Raw genomic sequence first — 16439 nt, 5'->3', positions numbered from 1 at the left:
TCCCAATAAACAATCTTCTATAATAGGGTTCAAAAAATAGAAGGGAAAAAAATATGAAATCACTAATAGATTTATATAAAAGTGACCAGGAATCTGTTTACCACACTTGGTTTTTACATAGTGATGATCGATTAAAAGCCTTTCGAACCATTCGAAAAGGATTACTGAAAGTCATTAAAGAAATAGAAGGGGATACGTTTGGTAATGACTTTAAAGGGTCAAGCCTTGAAATGGTGGTTACGGCAATTTCCGAACAAAAACAAGTATTCGAAGGTGCTGCCCACGCGTTTTATTGGAAACCAAAATTAAGAATCCCCGACATTTATGAGAACTATCACAATAAAAAAGCGTTTGGGCGTTTTTTAAAAGCATGTTTAGAGACCAGTAGTCCAGAAAAAGTTATTACTGAAATCAAAACTTTAGACCAATTAAAAATTAAAGGACTTGGACCTGCGGTTGCCAATATATTATATTTTTTACATCCGACCCTTTTTCCTCCCTTTAATACGGCGATCGTCAACGGCTTTAATCTTTTATTTAATGAAAAAATCAAGTTAGGTTCTTGGGAAGCCTACTTAGAAATGAGAGCAAAAATTATTCAAGCAAACGAACAGTACAGGGACTGTCTTTCAAAAGATTTGGGTGCTTTCGCTGGACTATTTTTTGAAATCGGCTGCAACCGAATGATTATACCTGTCACCAGTTGAGTATAGGGAACAGGTAGCATAAGTGTTTTTTCTTGTGATCAAATCAGTAGGTCAGTTCAATATGTCGTTGTTTTTTTGTTTAGCACAAAGCTTATTTATAAAGACCAATAGGTTATAGTATCAAATATCCCCAATACTAACATTACAAAACCTGCAAACCGCTGAATGACCGTGCCAAACTTTCTGCCTTTTTTCATTATGACACCACTGCCGCCCAGGTACCAAATGATAAAAATAACGATCAAAAGCGGTATAGCCGTTCCAATTGCAAAAATAGGAGGAAGAATGAACCCATATGAACTAGACAACACCACTGGCATTAAGGTAACAAAGAATAAAATAAACATAGTCGGGCAGAATGCCAAGGAAAAACTAAAACCAAGCATAAAGGAACCGAATGGATTTTCGTGCTTGTACTCTTTTGCTCCCTTAAATAAGTTAATCGTTCCTTTCAATTTAATCAATCCAATCATAAACAAACCAACTATTATTAATAAGGGTCCCATAATCTTACGCAGCCACGGAAAATAGACAGTTAGATTTTGTTCAATTTCCCTTCCGAGCAGCCACACTAATACACCTAATAAAGAAAAAGCTGCTATTTTACCCATAGTGAAAAAGATAACATCTTTCCAGGCTATCTTCTTTTGAAAAGAGCAATTGCCATACAGTGTTACTGCACTGATATTCCCCGTGAGCTGACAAGGTGCAAGCGCCCCTACAAGTCCTAAAACTAAAGCAAAGAAAATGGGCAATGCCTCTAAACTATATGCCATATTGAAAAAGGGCTTGCTTACATATGTGCTAAATTGACTCAGTATACTGTACATTTCATCACCTTAAATCATATTGGATTGACAAAAGCTTACCATAAAGTGATGCAGAAATTATGGATAGTTTTTCAAAAAAGTTATTTAGCTGAAAGTTCACTTTCTGTTACCCATCTATGATTTTTGACTTTTTCTCCGCCCTTAGTAGGAGTGTAATCAATCATATATACAGTTGTGTGTTCTGCTGAATCAATTGTCCCCGTTGCCCCCTTCATACCTTCCATATGGTCTGCTTCTATGGTAATCTTTGTTCCTGGTTTTAGGGTTTCACTTCCAGCATTTTTAATTTCTTCTTGAATAACCCATTTATGATTTGTCACCTTTTCTCCACCATTTGTCGGGGTATAGGAAACAACATAAGCTGTCGTAGCATATGCACCCACGATTGTTGCTTTCGCTCCTTCCATTCCTTCCATGTGTGACCCTTTTATATTTGCTTGGCTTCCAACTTTATAGGTTGGATTCTCTTCTACTTTTAAACCTTCAGGAATTTCCCCTGAACCAGAATGTTCCATATTGTCCATATTCATACTTTTATGGTCCATATTTTTACTTTCAATATCACTCTCCACAGTACTATCACTAGCACAAGCAGACAACATAAACATTAACACTAAAGAAATAATCCCTAACAAAAATTTATTATTTTTCATGGTATCCTCCTAATAACTTAGTTTCTAAAGTATTTTACGATAAAAATGTGCAGAAATTATGGATTTTTATATAACCAAAGTAGTAATGTAAGATCCTTTATTAGATGATAGACAGCTTAGAGGGATTCCATAAAAAGACACCGGCCAAATCAACAATTAATAATAGGTTGATTTGACGGTGTCATTTTTTCAAAGCAAATTTTATTAAACTCTATGCATCATCGGAAGTGAGAATAAATAAATATTCGTGATCGCTAGGACAGTCATGAGTACGTAATATGGAAGCATTGCTGTAAAAGATGTCTTTTTGCTTTTACCCATTCTGTACACAACGTAGCAAGTACCGACTAATCCGATTGCGATAACGATATATTGTATCATTTGAACAGTTGGAGTTGAAGCAAGACTTAAACTTGCTGGAGTAGAATCAACTCCAAATAATCTGCTGGAGTTAAACCACACTGCCTTACCCTCAGTGAAGATATGGAACAAGTTATGAGCTAAGTGGCCAGCTAAGTCTAGAGGAATAATCGCATATCCAAAAAGTGTAAAGTTCTTTTTTACTGTACCTTCCATACCAAAAAGTGATGCTAGTTTTGCTGTTCCTAATAATAATAGAATCGGTAATGCCATCGCAATGATAAAAGCGATCGTAAAGTTAACATTATAATTAGATGTATGAGTAACTGCTCCAATTGCATTTAAAATTTTCTGCCAAGGTTCAAGCATTGTAATGTTTTGTACGAAGACGATACCCATAATAACAGCAGCGAGAGAAGCATTCTCAAGCTTTGGATTTTTTAAGCCCCATAACTCTTTTGTAGGAACTCTTGTTGTAATTTTCACTGAATTATTTGGACAGTTTTTCACACAGTTCCCGCAAATATTACAATCTGCACTTGACTCCATTGTCCGTGGAAACTGAAACATTGGACATCCTTCCACACCCTCAGTTCCTTTGTAGCAGGATTGAACTTTACAGGTTTTACAAATATCAGGTGTTGCTTGTACTTTAAGGGCACCGGAGCGGGAATAGTTTCCAGCAAGGCCGCCAAGAAAACAAAGTGTCTTACAGAAGGTTCTTCTTTCATAGAAAACAGAAGTTGCAACAACCATCGTGACGAGTAAGAGCAGCAGATAACCTGAACCTCGAGGTGACTCAACAATTCCCCACACGTGGTCACTGTAAGTGATAGCAATAAAGAATAAATCGATAAGCCAAATTCCATATTTTCTTAAAAACTTTGGCATCGGACGTTTGCTACCGACAAATTTCCGAACAATATCACTTAATTTGCCAAACGGACAAATTGCGCACCAGAAGCGGCCGGCAACTAAAAATAGAATCGGAATAATCGGCCACCATAACACCCAGGTCATGGTAGTTCCAAAGTTTTTACTTGGGTCCACTGTTCCCATGACTAATTCATAAACAATAAATGAAAATACAGAGATAACGATCCACTGGAAGATTCCTGGATACCATTTGCTTTTAACGAATTTTTCCATCACCGGGATGGATAGGAGATTAAAAGGTTGCTTTTCTGGTTTTAATTTATTCTCAGGCATTGCCATTGGTTAGTCCCTTCCTTCTAAACCATTTATTCCAAACCCCTATTAAGATAAATGAAAGATTTACTGCTCCAAATGTTCCTAACACTTTATAGTTCGGCAGTGATTCCACTACAGGCGCATGATGATCATGACCACCGTTCCCATCCATGTTCATGCCTTCCATGTCGTTATTGTTGTCATGGTTCATGCCTTCCATATTACTCTGCTGACCTTCACCATGATTGGCATGTTCTGAAGAAGTTGCTGTATTTCCAGTTTCATGATTCATGCTCTCATGATCCATGCCGTCATTATTCATGCTTTCATGGTCCATGTTTTCATGATTCATTTTTTGGTCAAGCGAATGACCTTCCTCTGCTAATGCCCTTCCATCAAATGAGAGGATGAAACCTACTGCAAATAAAAATAAAAATGCCTTTTTCAATTTTTCCACCTCCACAAGGTTAAGTAATTAGAAAATGTTGGTTTTAGTAATTACCTTAAATGTAGAGGGAAAATTTGCAGAATCCGTGCATTTTTAATGCATTTTATATGAAAAAACATTCTCGATTTCATATGTTCATAGATTTGTAAAAATCACTACAGCTCAATTTAACTTAACAATCCCAAGCATTAAGCTATTTTTAAAATCGATGCAATTTTCACAATTTTACTATTATTAATAGGACTATTGTAATAATCAATATTATGGCGTTATAATTTGGTAGAGTGATAATATGGTAACGCACTAAAGCAAAATATACAATTAAGGTGGTTGAATACGATATGAAGCGTCTAGCAACTATAATTCTAGTAATAGCAGCATTATTCACAATCGTCACAGGATGCTCCTCTAAGTCAGCGGGGAAAGAGGACAACACACTTGTCATTGGCATCGACGATAAATTTGCCCCAATGGGTTTCCGCGATGAAAACAATAAAATCGTTGGTTTTGACATTGACTACGCGAACGCAGCGGCAGAAAAAATGGGATACAAAGTTAAGTTCCAACCCATCGACTGGAGTACAAAAGAAGCGGAGCTAAGCAGCGGTCGGATTGATCTCATTTGGAACGGCTACACAATTACAGATGACCGTAAAAAGAAAGTTCTTTTTACAAAACCATATTTAAAAAATGCACAGGTTGTTGTTACGAAGGCCGATTCAAATATTACCAAAATGGATGATTTGGCAGGCAAAATTGTCGGGCTTCAATCCCTTTCTTCTGCAGCAGATGCCTTGGATGCTTCGCCAATCAAAGCGAAGATTAAGACGGTGACAGAGTTTGCAGATAATGTACAAGCCTTATCCGACTTAAAGAGCGGCCGTTTGGATGCGGTGGTTATTGACGAGGTCGTCATCAACTATTACATGACAAAAGAGAAACAGTCCTTTAAAGTTCTCGGTGAATCTCTTGCACCTGAAGAATATGGAATTGGCGTAAAAAAAGGTAACGAGGAATTATTGAAAAAGCTTCAAAAAGCACTTGATGAGTTGAATGAGGATGGCACTGCCGCTCAGATTTCGAAAAAATGGTTTGGCGTAGAGAAAGTATTAAAGTAAAAACGAATATTAGGCAGACAGGATTTCCTTGCATCTGAGGAAGCCTGTTTTGTTTTTGGAGGAATCCTTTTATGTCTTTAGATTATCTGATTTCCATACTCAAACCGATGCTCGAAGGGGCACAAATGACAGTTCTGTTGTTTTTGATTGCAATTGTCGTATCCATTCCATTTGGATTTCTATTAACCCTTGCGGTAAAAAGCTCTTTTAGACCGCTATCCTGGCTAGCAGAAAGCTATATTTATATCATGCGCGGTACACCGCTATTGCTACAACTCCTGTTTATCTGCTTCGGCCTGCCAATGCTTCCGGTTATAGGTGAATACTTGGTATTAGATCGCTTTGTCGCGGCCTGTTTAGGTTTTATATTGAATTATGCCGCCTATTTTGCTGAAATCTTTCGCGGTGGTCTTCTGGCGATAGATAAAGGTCAATATGAGGCATCCCAAGTTCTTGGATTGAGTAAATGGCAGACAATGACACGGATTATCCTGCCGCAAATGTTTCGAATTGCCCTTCCGGCTGTTGCGAATGAATCGGTTACACTCGTTAAGGATACGGCTCTTCTCTATGCCGTTGCCGTACCAGAACTGCTTCATTTTGCACAGACGGCCGTTAATCGAGATTTTACCATTATGCCATTCTTTGTGGCAGGGATCATTTATTTAATTATGACGCTCATTTTAACCATGGTCTTTAAAGGACTCGAACGAAGGTTCAGATTTGAATAGGAAGGAGTGGTAAAAATGGCTATCATTGAAATATCTAATCTTAAAAAATCGTACGGCAAGATGGATGTTCTTAAAAACATCTCGTTTGATGTCAATAAAAATGATGTTGTTGCTGTCATTGGTCCCTCTGGTTCTGGAAAAAGTACGATGCTTCGAAGTTTGGTTCATCTTGAAAAGATAGATGGTGGCAGTATCTGTGTTTCCGGCAATTATTTAGTAAGAGATGGAGTCTATACCAAACCGCAAGAGATTAAACAGATTAACGCGAAGATGGGTATGGTCTTTCAGCATTTTAACCTCTTTCCGCATCTCACGGTTAAAGAGAATTTAGAACTTGCCCCCAAAATGGCAAAAAAAGAATCTCTGACGGAAATTCAACAACGGTCCAGTGATCTCTTAAAAAAAATTGGTCTCGCTGACCGGGCATCAGCTTATCCCGCCAAGCTTTCAGGCGGACAAAAACAACGAGTTGCGATTGCGAGAGCTTTAATGATGAATCCGGACATTCTTTTATTTGATGAACCAACTTCGGCATTGGACCCAGAATTGACAGGTGAAGTATTGCAAGTGATGAAGGAGCTCGCACAAGAACATATGACTATGATTGTGGTCACTCACGAAATGGGATTCGCTAAGGAAGTAGCTAACAGGGTTATTTTTATGGATAATGGGGAAATTGTTGAATCTGGTTCTCCTGCTGAGTTGTTTACAAGCCCTCAGAATGAGCGAACGAAAGCTTTCTTAAATCGAAGTTTAAAATAATTATCTTGAACAATGAAAAGACCGCAGTAATCGTGCGGTCTCTTTTTTCTTAATTTTGGACTATTTTTGGTCCTGCATATTTAACTGCTACAAGCGGTATTAAGAATGCGATAAAACTAAAAATAAAATCCAAAAATAAATGATCAGTCTGAATGATGCCTAAATTTTTTAAAATAAAATAATAAATAATATACACACACAGCATGAGGTAGTACCAAAACTGACGTGCATGTAGAATACATAAAAAAGCAAGTATTGAACTAAATAAAAGGGCATTAATACTATTCAAAGCAGCACTGTCCCGATGTAAATGCTCGATCCATTCAACATGAAATGTTTTCAGTTCAAGCAAGCCATAGATGAGTATATTTAATTGAACATATAGGACAAAAAAGAACGAAAATAAGGTCCAATAGGATAGCCACTTTCCTGGCGAATTCGTTACCCTGCCCCACCAAATTTTAATAATGGGAAAATAAAAAATAAGTAAACTGAAAGTGTACCAAATCTTCCACCAATTACTTTTATACACTCCCCACTCCTTAAATAAAAATTCAATTCCTGAAAAAAATCCAGCCAATAGGACACTCCCATACCATTTGCCATTAAAGGCTACATACAAAACGGCAAATGCCGGAAGGATTAAACCATTAACAATGGCCCCAAGATGTGTATCATATTTCCCATCAGTAATATCTGGGTGATAAGTATAGGCTTTTCCCCACACATAAATCAGGTAGTCGAAAAACATCGTTAATCCCGAAACGGCAAAAAAGAGGATAAATAATCGGGGATTTCTGCATTTCCAATAAGCTGTACCGGCTGCGAAAATAGCTAATAATAGAAGAGCCAAATAAGACACTATTCCAATACTCAAATAGATACCCCCGTCGTCATTTAGGGATATTTTCAGTTATTGAATTATGTTTTATACGATATAGCCTTTTTTTACTAAAAAAGCTCTAAAAGGGACCCGCCAACAGCCCCTGTAATGACGATAACCCAAGGCGGGAGCTTCCAATACACCAGCATTGAGAACAATACGGCGGCAAAAGCAAAATCCTTTGAGGATTGAATGGAGCTTGTCCAAATCGGGTTATACAAGGCTGCTATTAAAATGCCAACAACTGCGGCATTCACCCCCATCAACGCTCCTTTAATTTTTGGATTTCGTCTTAGCGAGTTCCAAAAAGGCAACGTTCCGAAAATGAGAAGAAATGCGGGTAGGAAAATGGCAACAGTAGCGAAAATGCCCCCTCTCCATCCATTGATAACCGCCCCTATGTAAGCAGCAAAGGTAAATAGAGGTCCCGGAACAGCTTGAGCCGCCCCGTATCCAGCCAGAAATTCTTCTTTCGTTAACCAATGAGCCGGAACAAATTCTTTTTCTAGTAATGGCAGCACGACATGACCGCCGCCAAAAACTAATGAACCAGATCGATAGAAACTATCAAATACCACTATCCAATTAGCTGAAGTAATAGTGCGTAATATGGGCAGAACTATCAATAAACCAAAAAACAGAGCTAAACAAATCACAGCAAAACGATGTGACAATGGAAAATGAATATTGGCTGGTTCATCATCTTCCTGGTGCTGCTTATAGATCACGAATCCGGCGACTGCAGCAAATACGATAATACCAACCTGCATAACAGAGGTTTGCCACAATAACGTACTTGCGAGCGCAACTAAGGCAATGGCTTTTCTCTGAATATCAGGGGTTAATTTGGGTGCCATTCCGAAAATTGCTTGAGAAACGACTGCTACAGCCACGATTTTTAATCCGTGAATCCAGCCAGCATCATTTATCTCCAATCCTTGCAGGATCAACGCAAAGAAAATTAACACCAGCATGGAAGGCGCTGTAAATCCAATGAATGCTAATATTCCTCCTAAGAAGCCGCCGCGGATAACCCCGATGCCAATCCCAACTTGGCTGCTTGCAGGGCCGGGTAGGAATTGACATAGAGCCACCAAATCCGCATAACTTTTTTCATCAATCCATTTTTTTCGTTTAACATACTCTTCATAAAAATAACCTAAATGTGCGATTGGTCCCCCAAAAGAGGTTAAGCCTAGTTTAGTCGATACCAAAAGGATTTCAACGAGTGACTTAATATTTTTGTTGTGGTTCATTATTATATATCCCCAATTTTTTCTTTGCTTTTTATATTCGCCGATAAAACACTTTAAAAGTGCTAGTAGCAATGATTTACTTCAATTATATTAGAATTTGAGTAAGAAATTAAGAATTTTTAAAAAAAGAAGAACCGCCGCGGCTCTTCTTTTTCAAAAAACTATCTTTTCACTGCAGCATCTTTCCCAGCAAGCCAAAAACCTGTGGCTATTGCAGCAATTACAACGATAAATGGAGCATAAAAGATGAAAAAGTCAATCATACATCCAACCCCTCCTCAGGCATGATCATCTCGTTTCCCTTGGACATACTCTTTGTTAAACAGAAACAATTTCAGAAGCAGATACAGCGAAGGCAGGAGTAAGCCGAGTCCTGCCACAAACGCTACAACTAAAGCAATCGCCATTGATTCATTTGTGAAGCTGTCATAAATGGTCAAATACGGATACATTAAATAAGGATAATGAGAAATTCCATAGGCCAAAAATGCGGTGGTAAACTGCCCGATTAATAACCAGAATGCCGCTCCATAGGACCTCCGCTTCCAAATGAGATAAACCGAACCGGCAAAAAGAACGACTGACAATGCGAACAGCCACCAAAAATCAATCAAGCCCTTGTAATGCCCAGGATTATGTGTCCGCATTTCTACAATAATGCCAGCCGCGGTAATAATCGCTGGTGCAGCCCAAATCAATGCATATTTTCGCAGCAGATTCGTGGCCTCCTCGTCCTTGGCCTTATGAGCATACCAAGTCAAAAATACCGCTGAAATATACAGCACAGCAGTCAGGCTGAGCACCACAATACTCCACGATAACGGGCTCGTAAACAACGCCCAATAATCAAGCTGCGGCCCTGCCTTGTTCATCTTTACAAAACCGCCCTCTGAAATGGTCAATACAATCGATAAAGATGCGGGAATAAATAATCCGGTCAGCCCATACAAAATCGTGTACCGCTTATGATTGAGCCCTCCGTAGGTCGTGAAGGCATAATAAGCCCCGCGAATCGCCAGCAGGACGATGGCAATGCTGGCTGGAACGAGCAGAGTGGAACCGTAATAAAAAGCGGTTTTTGGAAAAAAGCCAACCATTCCGACGAAGAAAAACACTAAAAAGACATTGGTGACTTCCCAAACAGGTGATAAATAGCGCTGAATGACCTTGGTCAAAATATGCTGCTTGCCAGTGACCGTACTAAACGCATTGAAAAATCCAGCACCAAAATCAATTGAAGCCACGATAATATACCCAAAGAGAAACATCCCCAATACTGTAATTCCAAGGATTTCAAGTGTCATACCGTATCACCTGCTTTCAAAGAAGCCCGGTCAGCCAATTCCTGTTCCACCGTATTTTTGCGGAACATTCTCATCAAAACAACCACACTGCCAATCCCGAGCACGAGATATAAGCCAGCGAACAATATTAGCATGAGGTCCACTTGTCCACTCGCGGTCGCGGCATCTTTTGTCCGCAAAATCCCCCGTAGAATCCACGGCTGCCGCCCCACTTCATCGAGCCACCAGCCTGTTTCAATCGCCAGAACCGACAACGGACCGCCAATTACAAGAAGCGAGTGGAACCAATTTGAAAAAATAAATGACCAGCTTAGCCAAGTTCCCAGCAAATATATCAAGGATAAACCGGTCAACGCCATTCCAATCGTCACCATAGCGTCGAATAAATAATGGATATAAAGCGGGGGCACCTCGTCTTTAGGAAACTGATCTAACCCGATAACTTTTGCCTGTGGGAGGTCACGAGCTAAAATACTTAATGCTTTCGGGATTTTTATTGCATATTTTACGTCCCCATTCACAAGGACCCCAAACAAGATAAGCGGAGCTCCTTCTTCCGTTTCGAAGTGCCATTCGGCAGCCGCTAATTTTTCCGGCTGATACTCGGCTAAATACTTACCGGAAAAATCGCCGATTAATGCTGATGCTACCGAAAAAACAAACCCAAGTTTCATCGTTAAAAATAACGCCTTTTTATGGTATAAATGATCAGATCCCTTTAGCAATCGAAATGCCCCGATAGACGCGAGCACAAACGCCGAGGTCATATAAGCCGTTACTAGCACATGTGCCACCTTCGTTGGCATGGCCGGATTAAACATCGCGACGAGCGGACTGACATTCACGAGCTGCCCCCCTATAAGATCAAATCCCTGAGGCGCATTCATAAAGGCATTCACAATCGTGATGAATACCGCGGAAAAAGAGGCCCCGATGGCAACGGGAATCAACAGCAAAAGATGTTTTTTCTGATTCTCAAACCGGTCCCATGTATAGATGTAAATGCCTAAAAATATTGCTTCAAAGAAAAACGCAAAGGTTTCCAAAAATAAAGGGAGAGCAATGACATTACCGGCCAGTTCCATAAAATGCGGCCATAACAGCGAGAGCTGTAGCCCTATCGCGGTTCCCGTCACAACCCCAACTGCCACAGAAATCACAAAGCCGCGTGTCCAGCGCCGTGCTAACAATATGTAATGTTCATCCTGTTTTTTAATCCCGACCCACTGGGCAATCATAATCATCAGCGGAATTCCGACACCTATCGTTGCGTAGATGATATGAAATGATAACGTTAATTCTGTAAGAATCCGGCTTAATAAAACTGAGTCTTCATTTCCCATTTCACGATTTCCTTTCTTATCCTGAAAAAATCCTTCCTATTATTGATATGCCTAATATAAAAGCCACAATAAAGGCCAGCCAGCTAAGTCTTTTTTCTTGATTTTTAAAAATAACAAATCCCCCTTTTATTTCTCTTTGCTTATCTTTTCCAACATTAATAGAATTAACAAAAAAAGAAGAACCGCTTGTGGGCTCTTCTTCACAACTAGGAAAATAACTTTTTCCTAAGACTATTTTCAATTTTTTCATAGAGCTCGATGAGCACATTCACAGCTTTGTTTATTTTTTCTGAACGAATTAACAGAGAATGGATGACAAAAGCCGAACCTGCCCCAATGACCATTCCACCTACCACATCTAAAGGATAATGGACACCCGTCCAAACTCGTGAAAGAGCAATGCCAGCAGCTAATAGCAGCCACATCCATCCATCTCGTTTTCTCCAAATCCATATCGCTACAGCGATGACGAATGCCGCTGTTGCATGGTCACTTGGAAACGAGGCATTTTTCGCATGGGGAATTAGCCAGTTTACATGATGCGAAACAAAGGGCCGATCTCGATAAAAGAAATGGCCAATTAGGACATTAATACTAAGTGCAACACATGCGGCCAGGATTGCCTCGGCCACCATTTTTCGATTTTCTGCTTTAGGTAAAAACCAATATAAGATAATGCCAGCAAAGAACAAATACTCTGCTTTTTCGGCTAAAAACATCATAAGCGGATTTAAAAATCGCTCACTTATCGCAAGATGATTTATTAATTGAAAAGTTCCATAGTCTAAATGAAACATCACTAACCTCCATACAATTAACTTTATTAGGCACCAGCCATATGAAATACATTAGATGGACTTACTACTATCGGCTTCATACTTTTCGTTTTTTGTCCCAAGATGGTTTCAAAAATATTCACGATTCCATCTTGCACTAGTTCGATTTCCTTCTGATAAGATTGGATGGTCCAATCAAGTTCATTCATTTTTTGCTTATCTAGCAAAACATCTAATAATTGTCGTTCCAATGAATCATTCTGGTCAAGCTCAAAAACAAGTTCTCGTTCTTTTAAGTAATGGAGATTGATTTCTTCCTGACCTGGAAGGGAAGCATGTACAAAGATAGGCAGGCTTTTATGCAATGCTTCACTGATCGTGACACCGCCTGGTTTTGTCATGATCGCATCCACCTCATCATATAGGCAGTTCATGTCTGCCCTGGAAGAAAGATAGGGCAGTGGCTTAATATGAGCTGCTTCCCATGAAAGAATTTCATCATAAAGTTTTTTATTTTTGCCACAAAGTACGAAGTAATCCACCTGGTTAGAGGTTTTTAATTCATCTGCTAACTTCAATATTCCCCCGAGACCGCTATTTCCACCTGCAACTAATACTTTAGGCCGCCGATTGGATTGTCTTTGAATGTGGTTGTTTCTGGTAATCTCTTTATGAACGGGAATGCCAGTGACAATCATCTGCTGGTTTGGAATATTATACTTCTTAATCAATTTTTCTTTAACGTCTTGGCTAGGCAGAAAATGGACATCAATTCCATCTCTTCCCCAAAAATTATTAATAAAGAAATCCGTATAGACGTTAATAATCGGGATATTGCATTTTCCCTTCATTTTTAATTTGCTAAGAAGGTAGGATGGGAATCCATGGGTACAAACCAGTAAATCAGGTTTTTCTTCTGCTAATAGCTGCTCCAACTTCTTCATGAAGAGTGGTTGATACCATTTAAAGTTTTGCTGCTTTGCAGGCGGTAGGTAAAAAAAGCTTTTATAGGCAAGATTATAGGATTCGGGTGCATAGCGAATCCACTTTAGGTACCCATTTGTAATCACTTTTTCTAGAGATTTATTTGTATAACTTAACAAGTCAATTTTTTTTAAAATAATACCTTCGGTTTGCTCTTTTAGCATATCCATTAATGCCTCAGCAACTTGATGATGTCCTGACTGCATTTGTAAGAGTGGTAAAAACAAAATCTTCTTCATTTATTCCATCTCCTTTTCTACCAGAAAACTTCCTCTATCAATGTATCACTCATTTCTTTAAATCCTCGGTTTTTAATGGATTTTTAATCTTACATTCAGTGCTTTTTTAGACAGGATTGTGAACAAATAAAAAACCCAGAAGTGACCTGTATAAAAGTCTTTCCGGGTTTTGTTTTAATTGAATTTTTTCTTTTTAATAAACTTAACTAAAACATAGAGGAAAAAAAGAATTAAGAGTGCGACTCCTACATAAGGTACATAGGCTGGATTAATATGAAATACCTTTCCAGCAAAATAACCTCCCATAATAAAAGGAATGGTCCAGATTAGTGTGCCCAACAGAGAATAAAGGAAAAACCTTCGAAACGGAATTCTGGTAATCCCTGAAAAATATGGACTTATTTGTCTGATACCTGGCAAGTAAAATCCAAACAAGATCGTTTTTCGAGCATTTTTTGTATAGTTATAACTCACTTTCTCCCAACGCTCATCGGAAATCCCGACGTACTTCCCGTATTTTCTAATAAATGGAGACCCTGCGTATTTTCCAATAAGATAAGCTGTCAGCATTCCCACAAATGCTCCAAGAATGGAAGACAACATCGCCAACCCCAATGTTAGCTGATGGTGAACACTAAGTACTCCAATTAAAAATAGCAGCGATTCTTCCGGAGCGGGAATCCCAACAATACCAAAGAATAAAAATAGAAAAATAACAAAATAACCATATAATTCAATATAATGAACAAGTGTTTGTACGCTCATAGGATCCTCTTAAAGTTGAAGGTCTTTTAATGTGGTAAATTTGAGACCCTTTTTGATGTTTTCATGTAAATAGATGTCCAAACCCTTAAGCATATAGTAGGGAGCTTCTTGGTCTGCACCCAATGTTTCCCCACAGTCGTGCAGCAATAAAATAGATCCTGGTTCTGTTGCTTTTAGCAATTGCTCTGTCAAACCATTTTTACCTTTTTCCGCCTTCCAATCTCCAAAAATGTGGGACCACATGATGACTTTATATTTCGCACCTAAAAGAAGGCTGAATAAATTAAAGCTTCCCCAGGGTGGCCGGTAAAAGGTTACCTCTTCATTGGTACATTCCTTGATGGCCTTTTCTGTCATCAGCAGTTGTTTTTTTAAATGGAAAGGAGTGAGTACCCAACTTGAAATATGTTCATAATGATGGATCCCAATCGTATGCCCCTCCTGGCTCATCCGTTTAATGATGTCAGGATAGGTCTTCACTTTACTCCCCACCACAAAAAAGGTTGCCTTCACCCCGTATTTTTTTAAAAGATCCAGCAATTGAGGCGTATATATTGGATTAGGCCCATCATCAAATGTTAATGCGATTGCCTCCGTTTTCACCCTTTTCGTTATTCCTAAGCCGCAGATACGAATAATGACTGTAGGCAAAATGGAGTAAATAAGGAACAGAAGGAATAATAGAATCACACTAATCATTAATATTTTGATCATTCAAAAACAGTTCCTTTCCCACTTTCCATTTAGGTAAAAATAACCCTACTTCCGTACCCACACCCTCGGTACTTTTCACTTTAATTTCCCCTTGATGCTGTTTCATAATATTTTTGGCAATCGCGAGCCCCAGTCCTGTTCCGCCTGTCTCGCGGCTTCGAGCCTTGTCCACTCGGTAAAAACGTTCAAAAATATTGTCGATTTCAAACTCAGATATACCGATTCCGTAATCTTTAACGGTAATAATGGTATATTGCTCGTTTCCTTCTAAATACACATCGATTTTATCCGTGCTGTATTTAATCGCATTATCTATTAATATAATTATGGCTTGTTTAAGCTTAAGCTCATCTGCTGCTGCAGAAATGGACGCATCCTGATAATGAAGGCTAATTTCGCGCTTATAAGCACTTTTCAGCTGTTTAAAGATATTTTCGCAAAAAGAGACTAAATGAATTAATTTTATTTCTAAAAGGTCACCTGATTCCGTATCGGCTAAATCGAGGAACCTTTCCGTCATTTTTTGAATTCTCGTTGCTTCCGAATGAATCGATTCAATCGCATCATGGGCGACTTCTTCGTTTTGCAATCCGCGTCTTAACAATAAATCTGCATAGCTTTTTATAACGGTGAGCGGAGTTTTTAATTCATGTGAAGCATCAGAAATAAATTGCCGTTGTTTCTCTAGATTAGTCTCCAATCTGCCAATCATTCGATTAAACGTGACAGCCATTTTTTGTAGTTCATCCTTTGTTTCGTGTTGGATGATGATTTTTTTCGGGATGCCGCTTTGTTCGATATCCTCCATGGTGTTAATCATATTGGTGATGGGTCTCATAATCAGATTCGAAAGCCATCTGCCTCCAAGTAGCGCCAATAACGCACCAAAAATGGTGCAAAAGGCCAAAATCGATAATAGAACGTCCTTCGCTAATTCTAGTCCCGATAATTTTTCCGCAACTTCAAGGGTTATAGCACCTGATGAGTCCGGAACTCTAACAATTAATATTTGTTCTTCTTTATCATTTCGTCTAATCGTTCTTCTTTCAGTTTCTTTTTTATGGACGTATTTCGGTTTTATTTTGGCAGCCAAAAACTGATCATTCGTTGCTTGGTCAGTAATTTTAGAGTTTGACTGTACAGTCCTTATAAAATTATGATTCGTTAAATAAGGAGTGAAAATTTCTTTTATCTTTAAAGGGGAATCTGCCATTTTCATTTCCCTGATCACATTATCTGCCTTTTGAAGTAATTCAACATTCTCCATGTTGACAGTAATTTTCATAAAAGAAAAAAAGACAACCGCATTTACTGCAAGTAATACACACAGAATCCAAGCGGTTGTCATCAGATTGATTTTCGTGGTAATTTTCAT

Annotated in this window: 19 protein-coding genes; 4 read left to right on the top strand and 15 right to left on the bottom strand. The window is 38.8% G+C overall.

Annotated features, from left to right (window positions below):
- The first annotated feature begins 53 nt into the window (after positions 1–53).
- Positions 54–707 (top strand): hypothetical protein, encoded by a 654-nt coding sequence (locus ABES02_RS10725; RefSeq protein ID WP_430134070.1) that lies wholly within the window; start codon positions 54–56, stop codon positions 705–707.
- 95 nt (positions 708–802) lie between these two features.
- Here ABES02_RS10725 and ABES02_RS10720 read toward each other — a convergent pair whose 3' ends face one another.
- From ABES02_RS10720 to ABES02_RS10705, 4 genes are all read right to left on the bottom strand, one after another.
- Positions 803–1537 carry a sulfite exporter TauE/SafE family protein gene (locus tag ABES02_RS10720; RefSeq protein WP_430134067.1) on the bottom strand — a complete coding sequence of 245 codons (735 nt, stop codon included), beginning with the start codon at positions 1535–1537 and terminating at the stop codon, positions 803–805.
- Between the two features lie 80 nt (positions 1538–1617).
- Positions 1618–2190, bottom strand: a complete 573-nt coding sequence (locus ABES02_RS10715) for a YdhK family protein (protein ID WP_430134064.1) — start codon at positions 2188–2190, stop codon at positions 1618–1620.
- Positions 2191–2394: 204 nt separating this feature from the next.
- A complete protein-coding gene (locus tag ABES02_RS10710; RefSeq protein ID WP_430134062.1) occupies positions 2395–3765 on the bottom strand; it encodes a 4Fe-4S binding protein in 1371 nt (456 codons plus the stop codon).
- A complete protein-coding gene (locus ABES02_RS10705) occupies positions 3752–4189 on the bottom strand; it encodes a hypothetical protein (protein WP_430134059.1) in 438 nt (145 codons plus the stop codon). The genes ABES02_RS10710 and ABES02_RS10705 overlap by 14 nt, the downstream gene beginning before the upstream one ends.
- Positions 4190–4530: 341 nt before the next feature.
- Between ABES02_RS10705 and ABES02_RS10700 the strand changes: the two genes are divergently transcribed.
- From ABES02_RS10700 to ABES02_RS10690, 3 genes are all read left to right on the top strand, one after another.
- Entirely contained in the window at positions 4531–5307 is a 777-nt protein-coding gene (locus tag ABES02_RS10700; RefSeq protein WP_430134056.1) for a transporter substrate-binding domain-containing protein, read from the top strand.
- Between the two features lie 71 nt (positions 5308–5378).
- Positions 5379–6038, top strand: coding sequence for an amino acid ABC transporter permease (locus ABES02_RS10695; protein WP_430134053.1), 660 nt, complete (start codon positions 5379–5381; stop codon positions 6036–6038).
- Between the two features lie 15 nt (positions 6039–6053).
- Positions 6054–6800, top strand: a complete 747-nt coding sequence (locus tag ABES02_RS10690) for an amino acid ABC transporter ATP-binding protein (protein ID WP_430134050.1) — start codon at positions 6054–6056, stop codon at positions 6798–6800.
- A 49-nt stretch (positions 6801–6849) separates the two neighbouring features.
- Here the strand turns inward: ABES02_RS10690 and ABES02_RS10685 are convergent, their stop codons facing one another.
- The 11 genes from ABES02_RS10685 to ABES02_RS10635 form a co-directional block, all read right to left on the bottom strand.
- Positions 6850–7677 carry a hypothetical protein gene (locus ABES02_RS10685; RefSeq protein WP_430134047.1) on the bottom strand — a complete coding sequence of 276 codons (828 nt, stop codon included), beginning with the start codon at positions 7675–7677 and terminating at the stop codon, positions 6850–6852.
- 74 nt (positions 7678–7751) lie between these two features.
- Positions 7752–8939, bottom strand: a complete 1188-nt coding sequence (locus ABES02_RS10680; RefSeq protein ID WP_430134044.1) for a chromate transporter — start codon at positions 8937–8939, stop codon at positions 7752–7754.
- A gap of 161 nt (positions 8940–9100) precedes the next feature.
- Positions 9101–9202, bottom strand: a complete 102-nt coding sequence (gene cydS, locus ABES02_RS10675; protein ID WP_430134042.1) for a cytochrome bd oxidase small subunit CydS — start codon at positions 9200–9202, stop codon at positions 9101–9103.
- Between the two features lie 15 nt (positions 9203–9217).
- A complete protein-coding gene (locus tag ABES02_RS10670) occupies positions 9218–10243 on the bottom strand; it encodes a cytochrome d ubiquinol oxidase subunit II (RefSeq protein ID WP_430134039.1) in 1026 nt (341 codons plus the stop codon).
- Positions 10240–11586, bottom strand: coding sequence for a cytochrome ubiquinol oxidase subunit I (locus ABES02_RS10665; protein WP_430134036.1), 1347 nt, complete (start codon positions 11584–11586; stop codon positions 10240–10242). The genes ABES02_RS10670 and ABES02_RS10665 overlap by 4 nt, the downstream gene beginning before the upstream one ends.
- Positions 11587–11602: 16 nt before the next feature.
- A complete protein-coding gene (locus ABES02_RS10660) occupies positions 11603–11836 on the bottom strand; it encodes a hypothetical protein (protein ID WP_430134033.1) in 234 nt (77 codons plus the stop codon).
- The gene (locus ABES02_RS10655) at positions 11793–12383 is read right to left on the bottom strand and encodes an undecaprenyl-diphosphatase (protein ID WP_430134030.1); all 591 of its coding nucleotides are present in this window, start codon (positions 12381–12383) and stop codon (positions 11793–11795) included. The genes ABES02_RS10660 and ABES02_RS10655 overlap by 44 nt, the downstream gene beginning before the upstream one ends.
- Before the next feature lie 26 nt (positions 12384–12409).
- Positions 12410–13585, bottom strand: coding sequence for an MGDG synthase family glycosyltransferase (locus ABES02_RS10650; RefSeq protein WP_430134027.1), 1176 nt, complete (start codon positions 13583–13585; stop codon positions 12410–12412).
- A gap of 174 nt (positions 13586–13759) precedes the next feature.
- Positions 13760–14350: a DedA family protein gene (locus tag ABES02_RS10645; RefSeq protein ID WP_430134024.1), complete on the bottom strand. Its 591-nt coding sequence runs from the start codon at positions 14348–14350 to the stop codon at positions 13760–13762.
- A 9-nt stretch (positions 14351–14359) separates the two neighbouring features.
- Positions 14360–15064: a polysaccharide deacetylase family protein gene (locus tag ABES02_RS10640; protein ID WP_430134021.1), complete on the bottom strand. Its 705-nt coding sequence runs from the start codon at positions 15062–15064 to the stop codon at positions 14360–14362.
- Positions 15042–16439, bottom strand: coding sequence for a sensor histidine kinase (locus tag ABES02_RS10635; RefSeq protein WP_430134018.1), 1398 nt, complete (start codon positions 16437–16439; stop codon positions 15042–15044). The genes ABES02_RS10640 and ABES02_RS10635 overlap by 23 nt, the downstream gene beginning before the upstream one ends.

It is taken from the genome of Neobacillus pocheonensis (assembly GCF_050477905.1).
In the GTDB taxonomy this organism is placed as follows: domain Bacteria; phylum Bacillota; class Bacilli; order Bacillales; family Cytobacillaceae; genus Neobacillus; species Neobacillus pocheonensis_A.
The sequence above is the reverse complement of the archived record's forward strand: the minus strand, read 5'-3'. Positions and strand labels throughout refer to the sequence as shown.

What these genes read in the sequence shown, in the direction of transcription:
- ABES02_RS10665 (WP_430134036.1), bottom strand. Translation starts at nt 11,586, where the DNA reads ATGGGAAATGAAGACTCAGTTTTATTAAGCCGGATTCTTACAGAATTA.
- ABES02_RS10655 (WP_430134030.1), bottom strand. Translation starts at nt 12,383, where the DNA reads ATGTTTCATTTAGACTATGGAACTTTTCAATTAATAAATCATCTTGCG.
- ABES02_RS10720 (WP_430134067.1), bottom strand. Translation starts at nt 1,537, where the DNA reads ATGTACAGTATACTGAGTCAATTTAGCACATATGTAAGCAAGCCCTTT.
- cydS (WP_430134042.1), bottom strand. Translation starts at nt 9,202, where the DNA reads ATGATTGACTTTTTCATCTTTTATGCTCCATTTATCGTTGTAATTGCT.
- ABES02_RS10700 (WP_430134056.1), top strand. Translation starts at nt 4,531, where the DNA reads ATGAAGCGTCTAGCAACTATAATTCTAGTAATAGCAGCATTATTCACA.
- ABES02_RS10695 (WP_430134053.1), top strand. Translation starts at nt 5,379, where the DNA reads ATGTCTTTAGATTATCTGATTTCCATACTCAAACCGATGCTCGAAGGG.
- ABES02_RS10725 (WP_430134070.1), top strand. Translation starts at nt 54, where the DNA reads ATGAAATCACTAATAGATTTATATAAAAGTGACCAGGAATCTGTTTAC.
- ABES02_RS10650 (WP_430134027.1), bottom strand. Translation starts at nt 13,585, where the DNA reads ATGAAGAAGATTTTGTTTTTACCACTCTTACAAATGCAGTCAGGACAT.
- ABES02_RS10680 (WP_430134044.1), bottom strand. Translation starts at nt 8,939, where the DNA reads ATGAACCACAACAAAAATATTAAGTCACTCGTTGAAATCCTTTTGGTA.
- ABES02_RS10635 (WP_430134018.1), bottom strand. Translation starts at nt 16,439, where the DNA reads ATGAAAATTACCACGAAAATCAATCTGATGACAACCGCTTGGATTCTG.
- ABES02_RS10710 (WP_430134062.1), bottom strand. Translation starts at nt 3,765, where the DNA reads ATGGCAATGCCTGAGAATAAATTAAAACCAGAAAAGCAACCTTTTAAT.
- ABES02_RS10645 (WP_430134024.1), bottom strand. Translation starts at nt 14,350, where the DNA reads ATGAGCGTACAAACACTTGTTCATTATATTGAATTATATGGTTATTTT.
- ABES02_RS10660 (WP_430134033.1), bottom strand. Translation starts at nt 11,836, where the DNA reads ATGAAAAAATTGAAAATAGTCTTAGGAAAAAGTTATTTTCCTAGTTGT.
- ABES02_RS10715 (WP_430134064.1), bottom strand. Translation starts at nt 2,190, where the DNA reads ATGAAAAATAATAAATTTTTGTTAGGGATTATTTCTTTAGTGTTAATG.
- ABES02_RS10690 (WP_430134050.1), top strand. Translation starts at nt 6,054, where the DNA reads ATGGCTATCATTGAAATATCTAATCTTAAAAAATCGTACGGCAAGATG.
- ABES02_RS10670 (WP_430134039.1), bottom strand. Translation starts at nt 10,243, where the DNA reads ATGACACTTGAAATCCTTGGAATTACAGTATTGGGGATGTTTCTCTTT.
- ABES02_RS10640 (WP_430134021.1), bottom strand. Translation starts at nt 15,064, where the DNA reads ATGATCAAAATATTAATGATTAGTGTGATTCTATTATTCCTTCTGTTC.